The organism is Advenella sp. (assembly GCF_052108595.1).
Taxonomy (GTDB): domain Bacteria; phylum Pseudomonadota; class Gammaproteobacteria; order Burkholderiales; family Burkholderiaceae_B; genus Advenella.
The window spans coordinates 258-17,710 of the sequence record NZ_JBQEAU010000096.1 but is presented as its reverse complement, the minus strand read 5'-3'; the positions used below and the strand labels follow the sequence as shown (position 1 = coordinate 17,710).

General features: G+C 52.2%; 14 protein-coding genes, 1 tRNA gene and 2 pseudogenes. 9 read left to right on the top strand and 8 right to left on the bottom strand.

Annotated features, from left to right (window positions below):
* Nucleotides 1-327 precede the first annotated feature (327 nt).
* The gene (locus tag ACTIKR_RS15760; RefSeq protein ID WP_442328323.1) at nt 328-1,425 is read right to left on the bottom strand and encodes a c-type cytochrome; all 1,098 of its coding nucleotides are present in this window, start codon (nt 1,423-1,425) and stop codon (nt 328-330) included.
* 265 nt (nt 1,426-1,690) lie between these two features.
* Here ACTIKR_RS15760 and ACTIKR_RS15755 point away from each other — a divergent pair.
* A tRNA-Arg gene (locus ACTIKR_RS15755) sits at nt 1,691-1,765 on the top strand.
* Nucleotides 1,766-1,792: 27 nt separating this feature from the next.
* Here ACTIKR_RS15755 and ACTIKR_RS15750 read toward each other — a convergent pair.
* On the bottom strand, nt 1,793-2,305 hold the full coding sequence (locus ACTIKR_RS15750; RefSeq protein WP_442328322.1) for a hypothetical protein: 513 nt from the start codon (nt 2,303-2,305) through the stop codon (nt 1,793-1,795).
* A 347-nt stretch (nt 2,306-2,652) separates the two neighbouring features.
* Between ACTIKR_RS15750 and ACTIKR_RS15745 the strand changes: the two genes are divergently transcribed.
* Both ACTIKR_RS15745 and ACTIKR_RS15740 read left to right on the top strand, forming a co-directional pair.
* Nucleotides 2,653-3,384 carry a FadR/GntR family transcriptional regulator gene (locus ACTIKR_RS15745; RefSeq protein ID WP_442328321.1) on the top strand — a complete coding sequence of 244 codons (732 nt, stop codon included), beginning with the start codon at nt 2,653-2,655 and terminating at the stop codon, nt 3,382-3,384.
* Nucleotides 3,385-3,489: 105 nt separating this feature from the next.
* On the top strand, nt 3,490-5,013 hold the full coding sequence (locus tag ACTIKR_RS15740; RefSeq protein WP_442328320.1) for a UxaA family hydrolase: 1,524 nt from the start codon (nt 3,490-3,492) through the stop codon (nt 5,011-5,013).
* Nucleotides 5,014-5,043: 30 nt separating this feature from the next.
* On the opposite strand, the gene ACTIKR_RS15735 is transcribed toward ACTIKR_RS15740, so the two are convergent.
* The 3 genes and pseudogenes from ACTIKR_RS15735 to ACTIKR_RS15725 all read right to left on the bottom strand — a co-directional run.
* On the bottom strand, nt 5,044-6,762 hold the full coding sequence (locus tag ACTIKR_RS15735; protein WP_442328324.1) for an IlvD/Edd family dehydratase: 1,719 nt from the start codon (nt 6,760-6,762) through the stop codon (nt 5,044-5,046).
* Nucleotides 6,763-6,832: 70 nt separating this feature from the next.
* A pseudogene (locus ACTIKR_RS15730) lies at nt 6,833-7,580 on the bottom strand (SDR family NAD(P)-dependent oxidoreductase).
* A 14-nt stretch (nt 7,581-7,594) separates the two neighbouring features.
* A pseudogene (locus ACTIKR_RS15725) lies at nt 7,595-7,696 on the bottom strand (2-hydroxyhepta-2,4-diene-1,7-dioate isomerase); the annotation flags it as partial.
* A 215-nt stretch (nt 7,697-7,911) separates the two neighbouring features.
* On the opposite strand from ACTIKR_RS15725, the gene ACTIKR_RS15720 reads away from it, so the two are divergent.
* The 6 genes from ACTIKR_RS15720 (at nt 7,912) to ACTIKR_RS15695 (ending at nt 13,474) form a co-directional block, all read left to right on the top strand.
* On the top strand, nt 7,912-8,985 hold the full coding sequence (locus tag ACTIKR_RS15720) for an ABC transporter ATP-binding protein (protein WP_193090394.1): 1,074 nt from the start codon (nt 7,912-7,914) through the stop codon (nt 8,983-8,985).
* A gap of 79 nt (nt 8,986-9,064) precedes the next feature.
* Nucleotides 9,065-10,456 carry an ABC transporter substrate-binding protein gene (locus tag ACTIKR_RS15715; RefSeq protein WP_442328319.1) on the top strand — a complete coding sequence of 464 codons (1,392 nt, stop codon included), beginning with the start codon at nt 9,065-9,067 and terminating at the stop codon, nt 10,454-10,456.
* Nucleotides 10,457-10,479: 23 nt separating this feature from the next.
* Nucleotides 10,480-11,370 (top strand): carbohydrate ABC transporter permease, encoded by an 891-nt coding sequence (locus ACTIKR_RS15710; protein ID WP_442328318.1) that lies wholly within the window; start codon nt 10,480-10,482, stop codon nt 11,368-11,370.
* Nucleotides 11,367-12,203 (top strand): carbohydrate ABC transporter permease, encoded by an 837-nt coding sequence (locus ACTIKR_RS15705; RefSeq protein ID WP_193090392.1) that lies wholly within the window; start codon nt 11,367-11,369, stop codon nt 12,201-12,203. The genes ACTIKR_RS15710 and ACTIKR_RS15705 overlap by 4 nt, the downstream gene beginning before the upstream one ends.
* A gap of 28 nt (nt 12,204-12,231) precedes the next feature.
* A complete protein-coding gene (locus ACTIKR_RS15700; RefSeq protein ID WP_442328317.1) occupies nt 12,232-13,131 on the top strand; it encodes an NAD(P)-dependent oxidoreductase in 900 nt (299 codons plus the stop codon).
* Nucleotides 13,132-13,180: 49 nt separating this feature from the next.
* Nucleotides 13,181-13,474 (top strand): JAB domain-containing protein, encoded by a 294-nt coding sequence (locus ACTIKR_RS15695; protein ID WP_442328316.1) that lies wholly within the window; start codon nt 13,181-13,183, stop codon nt 13,472-13,474.
* Between the two features lie 157 nt (nt 13,475-13,631).
* Here ACTIKR_RS15695 and ACTIKR_RS15690 read toward each other — a convergent pair whose 3' ends face one another.
* From ACTIKR_RS15690 to ACTIKR_RS15680, 3 genes are all read right to left on the bottom strand, one after another.
* Complete coding sequence (locus ACTIKR_RS15690) at nt 13,632-14,609, bottom strand: Bug family tripartite tricarboxylate transporter substrate binding protein (protein ID WP_442328315.1); 978 nt, start codon at nt 14,607-14,609, stop codon at nt 13,632-13,634.
* A 74-nt stretch (nt 14,610-14,683) separates the two neighbouring features.
* Entirely contained in the window at nt 14,684-16,231 is a 1,548-nt protein-coding gene (locus ACTIKR_RS15685; protein ID WP_442328314.1) for an FAD-binding oxidoreductase, read from the bottom strand.
* 5 nt (nt 16,232-16,236) lie between these two features.
* Nucleotides 16,237-17,262 (bottom strand): heterodisulfide reductase-related iron-sulfur binding cluster, encoded by a 1,026-nt coding sequence (locus ACTIKR_RS15680; protein WP_442328313.1) that lies wholly within the window; start codon nt 17,260-17,262, stop codon nt 16,237-16,239.
* Nucleotides 17,263-17,453 lie beyond the last annotated feature (191 nt).

The window sequence follows — 17,453 nt, the reverse complement described above, 5'->3', positions numbered from 1 at the left end:
CCATTCAGTATCGCAATGCACCGCCCATGCTGGGTCAGCATTCCGAGGATATCCTCCGAGAGGAACTGGGCTGGAGCGACGAACAGATCGCGACATTGCTGGGCAAGTAAGCAGCACGGCACGGGCACCTTGCGTGCCTGCTGAATGGCCTTGCGTGACTTTGCTGCCGGAAAAAGGTAACCGCCCCGGATGCGTCGCATCCTGCCAATAGCCAGTCGCATACCGGCAACCGGCAATAAGAATTACAGGCAATAATAATCTTTACCCAAAACAAAAAGCCCACTTATATAAAGTGGGCTTTTTAACTTCAACCGAAAACGTCGCGGATTATTTTACGGATTTGACCATGTAGTCAACCGCAGCCTTGACGACCTCATCCGATGCTGATGATCCGCCTTTGGGAGGCATGGCATTCAAGCCGTTGACGGCGGCGTCATAAAGTTTGTCCATGCCGGTTGCAATACGTGCATCCCAGGCAGCCTTGTCGCCCAGTTTTGGCGCACCGGCAACGCCGGCGTCATGACAGGCGAAACAAATCTGTTTGTACAGCGCTTCTCCTTCGGCGAGTTTGTCATTTGCCGGGGCAGCCGCTGCGGCACCCGCATCTGCTGCAGGAGCAGCACCTTCGGCAGGAGCAGCACCTTCAGCAGGAGCGGCACCTTCAGCAGGAGCGGCACCTTCAGCAGGAGCGGCACCTTCAGCAGGAGCGGCACCTTCAGCGGGAGCAGCACCTTCGGCAGGAGCAGCACCTTCAGCAGGAGCGGCGCCTTCAGCAGGAGCGGCGCCTTTAGCAGGAGCGGCGCCTTCAGCAGGAGCGGTGCCTTCGGCAGGAGCAGCACCTTCAGCGGGAGCAGCACCTTCAGCGGGAGCGGCCGCGCCTTCGCCTTCAGGCGCAGCGGGTTCCTTGAATGAGCCGCCGGAGTGGTTGGCCAGGTATACAACGGCACGTTCCACTTCAAGATCGCTCAGGCTTGGATCGCCGCCTTTCGGTGGCATGCCATTCAGGCCATTAATGGCCAGTTTGACCACTTCAGCCTGGCCGGCTTGCAGGCGTGGAGCCCAGACAGCCTTGTCACCGAATTTAGGTGCGCCGGCAACGCCGGTGTCATGACAGCCCATACAGAGGCTTTTGTACACTTCTTCGCCACTCTTGAGTTTTTTCGGACCGGCGTCGGCCGCGGCAACAATCACGGGAGCGGTATTGTATTTGGCAACGGGCGCGATACGGGCGGCAATGGATTCTTCAGTCAGCGAGTCGCTGCCTGCGCCAGAACCACTGGAAGAGCTGACTACATTGACCAGCAGGATAATAATAAGTACAGGGAGTATGAACGAGAGTACGACGACGACAATCAGCTGTTTGGGCGTTTTGATCGGGCTAACATGTTCATCGTGTTCTTCGTGGTGTTCTGTTTGATCGCTCATAGATACATCCTACAGGTCATTGCAATGTTAAATAATGGAAAAAAAGAAGCCAAATGACTCGCATACTGCCGGACCATGCCCTTTCCCCCGAAAGTGAAATAATAAGTAATGTTGGATTATAACGATTGTCACCCTGTTTTGTACGTGAATACGCCCTGCAACAGGTGAAAGTGTCTTATTTTAAACAGAAATTAACTGTGCAAGTATACCGTCTGGGCCTTACAGGAAACTGCACAATAGGGTAAAATAGCGGACTTGGTTGAATGTCTCCGTAGTTCAATGGATAGAATAAGAGTTTCCGAAGCTCTTGATACAGGTTCGATTCCTGTCGGAGGCGCCAATAAATTTAGTAGTTTAGTAGTTTTAGCTATGCCACCTCGGCACATTGCAGCCCCAGGTGGTGAGTTATAGAGGGGATTGCTTTAAGATAAGCGTCCATTTTGGCTTTTTCGCGGGTGTTGGCATCACCGTCAATCCAGCGTGAGTACACCTCAAAAAACATCTTGGCAAATATCTGGGCGTTCGCATGGCCCATTGGTCTCGAGACATAAGCGGGATTCATACCGACATGCAGGCACAGCGTAGCGTACGTGTGTCGGGTTTGTTTCGCGCCGCGCGCTCTAAAATCCACGCCCCTCAAGGCCTTGTGCCACACCTGCAACGGTCGGCTCGAATCCGCGAACCGCTGCCCGGTTCTGGGATTGATGAAAACATAGCCGTTTGGCGACCAAGTCAGCGCACGCTGACGCTCAAGGGCTTTAATAGCGGGCGTCTGCAAATCCACATATCGAATTTTGTTGGTATTTGTCCCTTTGTCGCGAGCCTGCACACGGGCCGCATCAACGCGGATTTGTCGCGGCGGGCGAAGATACTCAGGCAACGCACAGGGCTATGCCAAAACAGTAATCGAATGAATCATATAAACATGACTCATGTAGCCCCCGAGGCAGCAGGTCAAGCTGTTGCGTCCAAAGGCTAAACGTCCTGCCGCGACCTTCAATATTTGCTTTGGCTATATCAGAGATCATGTTGACGTGATGGCTCGCCATAGAGACGACCAGCAAGGGCGTTTGGCGGACTTCTGATATTCAAATACCGAATAATAGCGAAAATATCGTTTGAATTCTGTCGGGTTGCTCACGGCATTTGATGGGCTATCAGTAAGCTCTGTGTTATCATTTATTGGCCTTACCATCTTTCCAAACTTTTGATTCAATTTTAATTTCCATGCCCATTCAGGCTCTAGCACCACCGCAACGTTTATACCGACTTATTGCCGATCAACTTGAGGTTTTAATCGAAAGCGGCGAATTCAAGCCCGGGATGAGGCTGCCCGCCGAACGCGAATTGGCTAAGAAACTGGCCGTCAGTCGCCCGTCCTTGCGCGAAGCGCTTATTGCGCTCGAGGTAGCCGGGCTGGTTAATATTCGTATTGGTTCTGGTATTTATGTTGCGGAACGCAGCCCCAAGAAAGATGAGCGTTCGCATAAGTTGCTTCGCGCCGTTCCGGAACATGAACCCGGGCCATTGGAATTGGTGCGAGCTCGTTTAAGCATAGAAAGCGAGATTGCAGCCATTGCTGCGAAGACCGCAACCAATGTTGATCTTGCCGCGATCCGGGCTACTATCGAACTGATGAAGCTTGAAAATCAAGCTAACCCGCCGCTGCAGGAAGCGGATCGAGAGTTTCATATTTGTATTGCTCAGGCCACGGGGAATACGGCTTTCGTGCATGTAGTGCGCAATCTCTGGGATTACCGCAATGGAAACATGTGGCAGATGCTGGAAAAGCATGTGCTGACCCATGAACGCCTGGCTCACTGCGTTGACGAGCATCACGCTATCTATACGGCGATCGAGGCACGCGACCCCCGGGCTGCCCGCCAAGCGATGCGGGTACATCTGCGAAGTGCCCACGATGTGCTTTCCAAAGAGTTGTTGAACGAAAAAAAACAGTAAAAAATGCCGTAAAAAAAAGCGCAGATTTCGTAGGCCGTTGATGTCAATCTAGTGTCAACGAGCCAGCTAACCGCTATCAATGGCTTCGATTAGGAGTTGAATAAAATGACCGGAACTGCCTTGTTTGTCCAGCTCAATCCGAACGATGACGTTGCTATTGCCTGCTGTGATCTGCCGCCCGGCACGCCTCTGCAAGGCGATATGGTGTGCCGGGCGCTAATACCAGCCGGACATAAGGTTGCCGTAGGCACCATTGTGGTAGGCGCGCCAGTACGTCGTTATGGGCAAATTATCGGTTTTGCAAGCCAATTGATCCAGCCTGGGGATTATGTTCACGTACATAATGTGAGCCTGGGCGACTTTACCCGCGACTATGCGTACTGCGCAGATGCCAAGCCGACTCGGCAGGCGAATGATCCGGCTACTTTCCAGGGCATTGTTCGCAGCGATGGGCGTGTTGGTACACGTAATTTTCTAGGTGTCATCAGCACGGTCAATTGTTCGGCAACGGTCGTGCGTGCCATTGCTGATGCCTTTGACCGGGACGTATCATGGCGTGACGCTTTTCCTAATGTGGATGGCGTCGTGGCCCTTACTCATAACACAGGGTGTGGGATGGGGGATCAGGGCGAGGATATCGATATTGTCCGACGAACTTTGGCTGGGTACGTGAGGCATCCCAACTTTGCCGGTATATTGCTGATCGGTCTGGGTTGCGAGGCGAATCAAATGCCTGTTTTGTTGGCATCCCAAGGTTTGGAAGAAAGTGGATTATTGCGCACCATGACTTTGCAAGCCATGGGAGGCACCGGCAAAACGATTGCTCATGGGATTCAGCTTATTCATGAAATGCTGCCTTCTGCTAACCAGGTGAGGCGCGAAACCGTAGCGGCCAGCCATCTGATCACAGGCTTGCAGTGCGGCGGTTCTGACGGGTATTCAGGCATGACTGCTAACCCGGCGTTGGGTGTCGCAGCCGATCTGCTGGTCGAAAGCGGCGGCACAGTTATCCTTTCAGAAACGCCGGAAATCTATGGGGCCGAACATCTACTTACTCGAAGGGCAATATCTGAAGAGGTCGGTGAAAAGCTCGTGGCGCGGATCAAGTGGTGGGAAGACTATATGGCGCGCCATCTAGGGCAACTGAATAATAATCGCTCTCCGGGTAACAAAGACGGCGGTTTGACTACGATTCTTGAAAAGTCCCTGGGCGGTGTCGCAAAAGGTGGCAGCACTAATCTGGTTGATGTAGTCGAATACGCCTGCCCGGTTCTTGCCAAGGGGCTGGTGTTTATGGACACGCCGGGATACGACCCCGTTTCAGCGACAGGGCAAGTGGCTGGTGGGGCCAATTTGATCTGTTTTACTACTGGCCGCGGCTCGGCATATGGTTGCAAGCCGGTGCCGTCCTTGAAGCTGGCTACCAATTCCAAGTTGTATGAGCATCAATTCGACGATATGGACATCAATTGCGGCGGTATCGCGCTGGGCGAAGAGACGGTCCAAGAGGCCGGGCACAGGATATTTCGGGCGATGCTCGATACGGCTTCTGGAAAGCAAACTAAAAGTGAGCAGCATGGCTATGGGCAGAACGAGTTTGTCCCGTGGGTTCTTGGGGCGACCGTCTGATCGCCGGAAACCCACGGTGCAATAGCATCATCAATGGGCGTCGCGTTTTACTTCGACCCCACGGCAACCTACAAGATAGTCTAGGTCGGCGCCTTTATCGGCTTGCATAACATGATCTATGTATAGCTTCTGATAACCACCAGCCATACTGGGCGGTGGCATCCATAATGCTTTCCGCCGTTCGAGTTCTTGCTCAGGTACGTCCAGGTGAATAGTTCGGGCTGCAACGTCCACATCTATCATGTCACCTTCTTCCACCAAGGCGAATGGGCCTCCCGCTGCCGCTTCAGGAGCAACATGCAGGATGACGGTGCCATAAGCGGTTCCGCTCATGCGGGCGTCCGAGATCCGAATCATGTCTTCAATCCCTTTACGTAGGACTTTCGGAGGCAAGCCCATATTGCCTACCTCGGCCATTCCTGGGTAGCCTTTGGGCCCGCAATTTTTTAAAACCATAATGCAGTGTTCGTCAATATCGAGATCTGGATCATCAATGCGGGCTTTGTACTCTTCGATTGTTTCGAATACGACTGCCCGGCCCCTGTGCTTCATGAGGTGGGGCGATGCAGATGACGGTTTGATGATGCAGCCATCAGGTGCAATATTGCCTTTCAGCACCGCAATGCCACCATTCTTTAGCAGCGGATTATCCCAGTCTCGAATGACGTCATTGTCGTAACATGGGGCGTTCTTCACGTTTTCCCACAGGGTATGACCGTTTACTGTGAGCGCGTCTTTATGTAAATGCCCCTGCTCGCCAAGCATGCGTAATACAGCCGGCAGGCCACCGGCATAGTAGAAGTCTTCCATCAGGTATTTCCCCGAGGGCATCAGGTTGACGAGAGTTGGGATATCCGCCCCCAAAGTGTCCCAGTCAGCCAGATTCAACTTGACCCCAATGCGTCCTGCGATGGCAAGCAGGTGAATCGGTGCATTGGTCGAGCCCCCGATTGCGCCATTGACACGGATGGCATTCTCGAACGCTTCTCGAGTCAGGATTTGTGAAAGTTTAATATCCTGGTTAACCATTTCCACGATACGCCGCCCCGCTAAATGGGCCAGGGTATAGCGTCTCGCATCCACTGCAGGAATTGCGGCATTATGGGGCAGGCCGACTCCAAGAGCTTCGACCATTGATGCCATGGTTGAAGCTGTGCCCATTGTCATGCAGTGTCCGGCCGAGCGCGATAAGCCCGATTCAGCATCCATGAATTCCTGACTGGTCATGCTGCCACAACGAACCGCTTCAGAAAATTTCCAGACTGCGGTGCCTGAGCCTATCTGCAGCCCTTGATGTCGTCCGTTCAGCATTGGGCCGCCCGAAATTGCCAAAGTGGGCAAGTCGCAGGAGGCGGCTCCCATCAGCAGGGCTGGTGTGGTTTTGTCGCACCCGACCAGCAGAATAACGCCATCCATAGGGTTGCCGCGGATCGATTCTTCGACATCCATGGATACCAGGTTTCGAAAGAGCATGGCGGTGGGACGCAACTGCGTTTCTCCCAGCGACATGACCGGAAACTCATAAGGCACTCCACCAGCTTCCAGTACGCCGCGCTTCACTTTTTCGGCGATAGCTCGCAGATGGCCGTTACACGGTGTGAATTCGGACCAAGTGTTGCAGATGCCAATAATAGGCCGTCCGTCGAAGTGGTCGTCAGGTACGCCCTGGTTTTTCATGAAAGTGCGGTGGCCAAATGCCGTGGCGCTAGTGCCGCCGAACCAATCCTGGGAACGCAGTTTTTTTTTCATGTAGGTCGTATCCAATAGATAAGATTGTTGCGCATCGATGGCCGATAAACCGGCTTTCAACTTTTTGCTATTAATATGTTGCGCGGCCGCCGGACAGATCAAAAGCCGCTCCGGTACTGTATGAACATTCTTCGCTGGCCAGCCAGCAGACCATGGAGGCCACTTCCTCGGGCGCGCCGAAGCGACCGAGTGGAATCTTGGACATGAGATAGTCAAGATGCTGCTGAGTCACTTGGTCAAACAGTCCGGTTTTGATGGCGGTGGGTGTGACGCAGTTAATGATGATGTTGTCGGCTGTATGTTCTTTGGCTAAGGATTTCGTCAGGGCAATAACGCCTGCTTTGGAGGCGCTGTACGCTGCGGCGCCTGGATTACCTTCTTTTCCCGCTATGGAGGCTATGTTCACGATGCGACCATAGCCATTTTTTTTTCATTAGCGGTATCAGATACTTAGAACACAGGAATACGCCGGTCAGATTGATATTGAGGATGTTGTGCCAGGTTTCAACGTCGTAGTCGAGCACGGTGCCGTTGGGTCCAGTGATCCCGGCGCTTGCTACCAGGATATCCAGTTTTCCAAGTGCCTTATGCGTCTCGACTGCTGCATTCTGGACGGCGGCCGGCGAGCTTATATCCACTTCCCGCAGGTCAATGGAGTTGCCCAATTCTCGTTCAGCTTCAGCCAGCGCATCTTTATTGCTGTCCCATAAACTTAGCCTGGCGCCGGCGGCGCTCATGCGGCGAGCTACCGCTAGCCCAATTCCTGCTGCTCCGCCCGTAATGACCGCTGCACGGTCTTTGAAGTCGTAGTAATTCATGGTGGTCTCCTGAGTTAGCGCTGCACAACGTGTTGACACTGTTCACCCAAGCCGTCTATTCCCAGGCTTACGATATCGCCCGCTTTAAGAAAGAGTGGAGGCTTCATACCGCCGCCTTGGCTTTCATAGCGTACAAGTTTCATGATCGCGTTTTCCGTGCAGGTTCAAAGTTGAACAGGAAAGTCTTCCTGACTGTAATGAATGTTGACATCACAAAATACGTGTGTCATATTAACTCATAATTGGTCAGTCCACCAGTCCAATTTTCCAAATTACTGCATGAATTAGAAGTGGGTAAACCAGTGGTTCGTACGCAAGAATGGGAGATCGAATGGCAGCTGTTGTTACAAAAAATGTCGTGAAGCGATACGGCTCGATGCAGGTCCTGCATGGCTTGGACATCGAAATTGCTGATGGAGAATTCACGGTATTGATTGGCCCTAGCGGCTGCGGCAAGTCAACGCTGCTGCGCATGATCGCTGGTCTGGAAGACATCACGTCAGGCGAGGTCGTCATTGGTGGGAAGGTGGTCAATGACCTGGCTCCCAAGCAGCGTGATATCGCTATGGTGTTTCAAAGCTACGCGCTGTATCCCCACATGACGGTTTATCAGAATATGGGGTTTAGCCTGATGCTGGCTAAAGCGCCAAAAGACGTCATAAATACGCAAGTTCGTCAGGCAGCGCAGGTTCTGGGTCTTACCGAGTTGCTCGATCGACATCCGCGTCAACTATCGGGTGGTCAGCGTCAAAGGGTCGCCATGGGGAGGGCCATCGTGCGTAGTCCTCAGGTGTTTCTGTTTGATGAGCCACTGTCAAATCTGGACGCCAAGTTGCGCGTGCAAATGCGTACCGAACTTAAAGAATTGCATCAACGGTTCAAGACGACATCGATTTATGTCACGCATGATCAGATTGAGGCGATGACGCTGGCAGACCGGATCGTTGTTCTGCGAGATGGGAAAATCGAACAAACCGGTAGCCCGCTGGAACTTTATGACGCTCCTGCGAATACCTTTGTGGCAGGCTTTATTGGCTCTCCCGCCATGAATTTGCTTGAAGGGGTGTTCGTACGGCAAGGAGATAGACAGGGCATTGATCTTAAAACGGCTGCGTTTATTCCCTGTTGCACGGATAGCGCTGCGCGCGACGGGCAACAAGTGGTGGTGGGCATCAGGCCAGAGTATTTTCGCTTGTCTTCCGAGGGGAACGGACTTGCCGCCAAGGTCACCGTAGTGGAGCCCACCGGCGCGGATATACAAGTTATTTGCAAGATTGGCTCTTACGACATTGTTTCTGTCTTTCATGAACGGCACCAGTTTGTTCCCGGCGAACTTATCTGGCTGGAGCCGCGAGCCGACAAGCTGCATGTTTTTGATGCTCAAACAGGCAGCGCCATCCGATGATGTCACGTGCTGAAGATCGGGGTAATTAACCCGACCATTTCGGGAAGATGCTACTTCCCACCCTAAAGGAGAAAGAAAAGTGAGACAAGGAAAACGGATACTGCAGGCGGGACTGGTCGCATCATTGGGCGCTATAACGATTGGTTCAGCAATGGCGCAGGACAAGACGGTAACGGTATGGGCAAATAAGGGCTTCTATGAGGCCATGGACTCATCTTTGCGAGATGTGGTCAAACGGTTTGAGAAGGACACCGGTAACAAGGTCAACCTGAGTTTTTACTCCAACGAAGATTTGATTACGCGCGCGGTCAGTGCCGTGGCGGCCGGTTCTCCGCCTGACTTTAGTTTTGGCTTAACCTACGACGTGCGCACTACGGGTAAGTGGGCCTACGAGGGGAAGCTGGCGGATGTCAGCGATGTGGTTGGGCCGATGAAAGACAAATTTCTACCCGGCACATTGGAAACGACGTATCTGTTCAATGAGAAAGTGGGCAAGAAAGCGTATTACGCCGTTCCAATCGGACAGAATATTCTGCATACATTTTACTGGCGCGATATGCTGGAAGAGGCCGGCTTTACCCAGGCCGATATTCCTACTGAATGGGCCGAGTACTGGAGCTTCTGGTGCGATAAGGTTCAGCCCGCACTGCGCAAGAAAGGCCAGCGGACATACGGCATAGGCCTGCCATACAGTGTGCAGGCAAGTGATACCTTTTTTGGTCTTCTTACATTCTTGAACGCGCACAACGTCCAAGTCGTGGATGAAGACGGCAAATTGCTGCTGGATGACCCAAAGAACCGGAAAGGCATCGAGTTGGCTCTAGCCGACTACTCAAAGGTATATGAGCAGAAATGCACTCCACCTAGCTCGATCAATTGGGGCGACGTTGATAACAACGTCAACTTTAATAATCGAACGACAGTCATGACGCCCAACGCCACCATTTCCATTCCGGCGTCCTACCTAGATGCGATGAACAAGCAAGACGCCACAGCCGAGCAGAAAGAAATCGCCCGTAAAAACTATCACGAAAACCTGGTTACTGCGGCGTTTCCAAAAAAGCCAGATGGCAGCGTCCTGCCTAACCTGACTTCGGTCAAGACAGGGATGGTTTTTGCAGATGCGAAAAACATTGAGGGCGGCAAGCAGTTCATGGAGTACCTGATGCGCGACGAGAACGTGACAAGCTATCTTGAGAGCATGCTGGGCGTATGGTATCCCGTTACCAAGTACGGCGCTGACCGTCCATTCTGGACGGATGGTAAAGACCCGCATCGTGCTGTGGCGCGTAAGATGTTTGAAGATGGGGTTGTGCCGTTTCAGTTTGTTTATAACTGGCGTTTTACTATTGTTAACGCAGAAAATGTTTGGGCGCAGGCTTTGGCTAGAATCTCGCAGGACAATGTTTCGCCCGCGCAGGCGACCGACGAAATGATTAAGCGGATTCAAACCATTGTTGAGCAGCCTTAAACAGCGGTGGAGCGATTCCTGGCATGAATACCATGACTAAAATCGATGAGGTCGCCGCTGGCGGTTCCCGCGCTCGGATCAGTACGATCTCGGCGTGGGGTGCCGCACGGTATCTCTTTTTGCTTCCATACCTGCTTATCTTTTTTGCGTTTGTGGTCTATCCGATTGCTTACGGTATCAGCCTTGGTTCGAATCCGGACACTTATGCCGATTTATTTGCTGATCCCATCTTTCGAATAGCGGCATTTAACACTGTCGTATTTGTGCTGGTTGCGGTCAATATCAAGATGCTTCTTGCGTTGCTGATTTCAGGCTTCTTCTTGAATGAGCAGCGCTGGATAAAAGCGCTGGGGTTGATATTCATCCTGGCTTGGGCGGTACCTTCGATATCAACCATTTTTTCTATCAAATGGATGCTCAATCCCGAATGGGGAATGCTCAATAGCTTTTTGTTTAATCAGTTTCAAATCATGGGACCCAGTTGGCTGACGGAAAGATGGTTGGCGTTTGGGAGCGCGGTTGTTGTGCATATATGGAAGTATTTGCCATTTTGGACTCTGATATTGCTCGCTGGCCGGATGACGATCCCCGGCGAGCTCTATGAAGCGGCCAATGTAGACGGTGCGAGCGCATGGCAAAGATTCCGTTTTATTACCCTTCCCAGTATTGGTTTGCTTTATGTGTCGGCAACGACGCTCTCCATGATTTGGACCCTCGGGGACTTTAATAGCATTTATCTGTTGACCGGCGGCGGGCCGGCGGATCGAACCCAAGTGCTGGCGACCTTGGGAATGCGGTATCTCAGGATGGATCGCGTGGACATGGCGATAGCCGCTGTCATCGTGGCCATGCCTTTTATTGTTCCAATGATGTGGTTCATGATGAAGTATCTGAGCAAGGAAAGCCGGACATGAGGAAACAGCTACGTGAGGCGCGCCTGATACTGCTCGGGATACCTATTTTTCTGTGGGCTGTGATACCGATCTATCACATGACAGTGATCGCATTGACCCCTCCGGAAACCGCTTTTACCGGTGCCTTGTGGCCAGAGAACCTGTCGCTGCAGAACTTTGTAACTGTATTTACGCAGGGCCATTATTATCTGCGCAGTTTCTGGATGCAGATGTTTAACAGCGTGGTCGTGGCTGTCGCTGTGGCATTGGGCACCGTAATGGTCGCGACGACGTCCGCGTTCGCAATCAGCCGGTTGCGGCTGCGAGGCGGGCGTGTGGTTTTGAATATTTCGTTGCTGACGTACTTGATTCCATCCGCTTTCCTGGCAATACCTATGTACAAGACTATGGGCAACTATGGTCTGCTGGATAACAGGTTGTCGCTTATTTTCTCGATGTTGGCCCTGGCTTCCCCTTACGCTATCTGGATCATGAAGCAGGCGGCTGACAAGCTGCCTTACGAGCTAGATGAGGCGGCTCGAATGGATGGCGCAACTGCCTGGCAGATATTTCGGTTGGTATATCTGCCGTTGATGACCCCAACCATTGTTGCTATTGGTACCTATGCGCTGCTGCTGGCGTGGAATGAATATCTATATGCGTTTTTGCTGTTGTCCTCAGAGAAAAACATCACGCTGGCGGTAGGCATGGGGATATTCACAACGGTGGACGATGCGCCATGGAACTTATTAATGGCCACTGGCATTATCTATTCCTTGCCACCGGCCGCGATCTATTACACGTTTCGCCGTTATATGGTGTCGGGTCTGACCGCCGGCTCTGTAAAAAGTTGATTTTTACGTTTCTTATTTCAGGTGGAGTATGACGCAAGAGTTTAAAAAAATCGGATGTGTTGGCGTTGGTTTGATGGGGCACGGCATTGCTGCAAACCTGATAGCCAAAGGGTTCGAGGTAACCGTCATCGCTCATCGAAATCGTATTCCCATTGATGACCTGGTTGCGCGTGGCGCGCGCGAGGCAGCCAACATGAAGGAGCTCGTACGAGCTAGCGATGCTGTGGTTATGTGCTTGGCCGATAGCACGCAGGTCGAGTCGGTGCTGTTGGGTGACAATGGCATTTTGGCGTTCCGGCGGGACGGCCTTGTGGTGATTGACTGCTCTACGGGTGACCCAGATACAACGGCCAGGTTATGGCGGGCTTGTACGGATGAAAATGTATGTTTGGTTGATGCCCCTTTGGGGCGAACGCCAATAGAAGCGCAGTTAGGAACGCTGAATGTAATAGTGGGCGCAGACGACGCTACGCTGCTTAGAATCAAGCCCGTGTTAAATGCGTTCGCCGAGAATATTTTCCATGCAGGGCCGGTCGGCAGTGCTCACAAGCTGAAGCTGCTGAATAACTTTGTCACTCTGGGCATGACGACCCTGGTGGCAGAGGCTGTAGCCATATGTGAGCCCTTGGGCATAGACCTTGAACTATTTGACGATTTATTAAGGAGTGGCGCCGCAGATAACCTGATTGTGCGTCGCTTGCTGGGCGGCATTCTAAAAAATGATTATGGGCAACTCGCCTTTACGATCCGGAATGCAGCCAAAGATATTGGCTACTTTAATAGCATGATCAACCCTTATGTGAACGCCGACATGTTGGCGCCCCATTTGTTGCAGACGCTGCGAAGCGTCGTGAACGAGGGCGATGGGGATGAGCTTCTTCCTTCTTTGGTCACTGTCAATAGACGTCGTCACAAGAATATCAGATGAGCACGTTGGATGCAGTGTCTATATCCAGCCTCGGACGCTAATCGGACAGTTGGCGCAGGCCAAGCTGGACGCCGAGGCCATCCGGGCCGAATGTTCGGGCTGGGTGGTGGCGCAGGCAAGCGTATACCCGCGTGAGATCGTGAAATCGGCCCTGCTTTTGAACTCGGCCGCGTTGATTATGTCGCACATCCACCCGCCAGGTTTTGTCGAGCCCGGAGCCGCCGGCATTTCGCTAACACGCCACCTGAAACAGGCGCAGCACTTGATCGAAGTACGCTTGCTTGATCACACCATTGTTGCCGGAAACACCGCCGTATCGCTAGTCGAACGCGGCCAAATATAATATCGCCTGTTTCCATGTCAGCAGTAGGTAGTGGACGACAATCCCGGCGCCGCACAAAGGCTGAAAGATGATATCAAGGCTAAGGCAGCGAAGCTGCCGGAGTATCCGAGGCTCTACCGGGTTGGTCCGATAGAGGGCACTTCCTGTTGCCTGAACGTCAGTCAATACTGATCTTTGCCTCCCGTGCCACCTTTGTATATTGTTTTATCTGGCTTTTCATGGTGGCTAACAGTTCTTCCGACGTACTTCCTATTGGTTCGATTCCTAACGTGCTCAGTCTTTCTTTCATTTCGGGATCCTGCATTGCTATTTGAACTGCATTTTGAAGCTTAGCCACAATAGCCGCTGGCGTTCCTTTTGGTGCAAAAAGCCCGGACCAAAGCATCATTTCATAATCCGGCAGATTGGACTCGCTGACAGTCGGAACGTCCGGAAGCGAAGCGATTCGTTTGGCCGTTGAAACAGCCAGCGGCCTTAATGCACCGCCTTTGATTTGTGGTATAACAGCTGCGCTATCCGCAAAGGTCATTGGAACCTGCCCACCCCGGACAGCTTGAACGGCTTGAGCACTTCCTTTATAAGGAATATGGTTCAGTTTTATCTTTGCCTGTTGTGCGAACATTTCCGTCGCCAATTGAAAGGATGTCGCTGCCGAGCCATAATCAATACTGCCCGGCTTGTCTGTAGCTGCCTGAACCAAATCTGCCAGATTCGTATACGGCGTGGCGGGGTGCACGGTCACAATAAGCGGGAAACCGCCGATCATGCTGACCGGGGCGAAATCTTTAAGCGGATCGTAGGGTAGCGTTTTATATACTGCCGGATTAACCGTCATCCCGCTGCTGGGACCGATAAGCAGCGTGTAGCCATCAGGAGTCGCTCTTTTTACAGCATCAAAGGCGATAAAGCCGTTCGCCCCAGGCCGATTTTCAACGACAAAAGGCTGGCCAAGCTTAGCCTGCATACGCTCGCCTAACAATCGTGCAAGGACGTCGTTACCACCGCCTGGCGGAAATCCGACAATGATTCTTATCGCCCTGTCAGGGTAGTTGGCAGCCAGGGCCCAGCCAGGGCTGACAAATATTGCAGAACAGAGGGAAAGCAGTGTGGCGGCGACGGTTTTAATGGTTTTCATGCTGTCTTGTCCTTGAATGGAAAGTAAATTTGTTAAATATTTATTGCGATGAGGGCCTTGTTGCTGGTTTGGTGCTAACGAATGCCATATTTCCCAGGAGCAATTACTCCGTTGGGGTCTAGTGCCTGTTTGATTGCCGAGCATGCATCGGCTATAGCGGGCATACGTTGATCTTGGTGAAACTGCTGATACATAGTAGGTGCGCGTCCGATGAAGACACCTCGTTTAGCAAAACTATCGGACAACGCTCGGTAGCATGCATCGGCACGGGCCGCTTCGTCGGGGTTGTTGCGGTTAAAGATCAGGGTATGTACGCCCCGTGCAAATCGAGGACCGCACACATTCGATGCCATATATTCCAAGCCATATTGCTTGCAGATCTCTCGAGAGCTCCTTTGAAAGCTATTTGCAACCTCGCCAATCATGGGCGTTCCTGGAAGAAACCATGAGGTTCCTCCGCCTGGTCGCCAGTTAAGCATCCTAAGTTCACCGTCACTTGGAATGCCGGCATAGTTTTTTCGAGCAATGTTTAAGGGTGAAATACTTTGCGCTTCTTCAGGCGGTATATAGCGAATTTTCGAAGACTTGCGAAAATGCGCACGCAGTCGGTTCATTTGCGGCTCGAGCGCTTCTTGGCTAGCTCCAAATAATGCTCCCGATATATTCCAAGAACCCAACCTGTGTTTCTGTTGGAGTGCTCGACGCGCTTGGTCACTGATCTGCTGGGTGCCGTTTGTTGTTGAGTATTCTGGGTTTACGTCAGCGGATGAGATCAGGTACAAGTCATTTGTTACCCGAATCTGGGTTGGTACGAAATTCGTCTGCTTTAATGGCCGAACTAGTTCGATGATTTCCTCAAGGTCGTCATCGTCGTCGGCAGCGAAAAAGAACGGTTCAATGTGCGGCGGGCGAGCCATCATCCAGATGCCTATACTCGTGACAATACCGTAATTGGATTGGGTAAAGAGGCCGTCCAAAGCGGGGCCAAAGCTGTATTTTGAGACGTGCCAATTCAGGTGCTCGGGGGCCCGTAAGCTGCCATCGCCAGTACGAACGATCTGGCCGTTACCCAAGACGATTTCCATGCCGCAGGACATTCCAAAATGATCCGCTGCAGCACCCCCGCCACCCCCTTTGTCCAACGCGTTGCCTAGCAGGCTGCCTTGCGGAGGTCCCGCAGTGGGCGACATCATGAGTCGGCTATGGCATTTTTGTAGCTCGTCATACATAGCCTGGAAGCTCACGCCAGGTTCGACAACGCAATAGCCAAGCGTCTCATTGATCTCCAGGATTTTGTTCATATGACGTCCCAGGTCGACGACAACTTGCCCTGTGTGCATCGGTGACTTGGTACCCAGGCCAATATTCTGGCCCGTGCTGATTGGAAACAATTCGACGCGATACTGATTTGCCGCTTGCACCAGTTTTTGTACGTGATCGGTTGAGCGAGGATAGACGACTGCAGCGGGACAGTTGTCTGCGCTTGGCAACGTATGTTCACCATATCGTTGCAGCGTATCACGGTTTGTTGTAATTGAGTCTGATCCTAGTTTGTCGGTAATGGCTTGTGTAAATGATTCAAAAGCCGAAGCAGAGGGAGCGGTCGAAGTTTCAGATGTCATGTTGTTTACCATAATGAGTCAGTGTTTTCGGAGAGGGGAGCTGTTTCATCACTCCAGATGAGCGCCTCGGGAGCACCTGCCACTTGTTCCACGGGATTAAATAGTTCCATTCCACGCGGTGCTGGCCCACCCGTTGCCCAGTCAATCAGCTGGACCACGTGTGCAATGGGGGTCTGTAAAAATAGAGAAATTTGCATTAGGCATCCGATATTGCCTGCCGCAATGACATCGGCGTTCGTTACTTTGATGTTATCGGCTTTGCGCTGGCCAAGTCGATGTGCAATGTCAGGTTGAAGTATGTTGTAGGTGCCAGCAGAGCCACAGCACAAGTGACCTTCCGCAATATTGAGAATTTTGAATCCGGCGCTTTCCAGAATTGTTCGCGGTTCAGACGTGATTTTTTGGCCGTGCCTGAGCGAACAGGAGTCGTGATAGGCGACGCGTGCGCCCAGATGACGGTTGGATATTGGTAATGTAAATTCTGTCAGAAACTGGGTGATATCGACGCAGGCATTTTCTACACGTATGGCACGTTCCTGTCGAATTGGGTCTTGTTTGAAGAGTTCTCGATAGTGTCGAATTACCGATCCGCACCCAGATGTTGTCACGATGATTGAATCGATTTCGTTGCAGGCCAACAACTTGCTCCATCCATCAACGAGAACGCTTGCTTGCTGTACCGCTTTTGACTCATATCCTAGATGTAAATTCAACGCACCACAGCAAGGACGCTTCGTATTCAGCGGGACCACCTGTACGTTAAGTCGCCCTAAGAGCCTGCGGGTGGAGTCATTGATCTCCTGACCGATGGCCGACTGCGCACAACCATCTAGTATGGCCACTTTCCTTATGGGATTGGCCAGGACAGAAGGCACTGCAGGTTCACTGGGTGGGCGCTTGGCTAACGCTTTTATCCCCGCTGCGCTGGACAAACGCCCCAATGCGCCAATGAAACCGGGTAATCGTCCTACTACTCCATTTAACGGCTGGGCAACACGTACCAGACCACGGAGTAACCAAGGCGTTGTCATTGCATACGCCAGGGTTTTTCGCTTTAGACGCTCTGAAACAGGTCGTACGCCGGACGTTTCAATGTATTCACGTGCGGTATCTACCAGCGTCCGATAGTCAACCCCAGCTGCGCATGTCGTGGCGCAGGATAGGCAAGACAGGCAACGGTCCACATGCTTGATTGTTGTCTGGTCTGGTTTCCCCCCCTTGG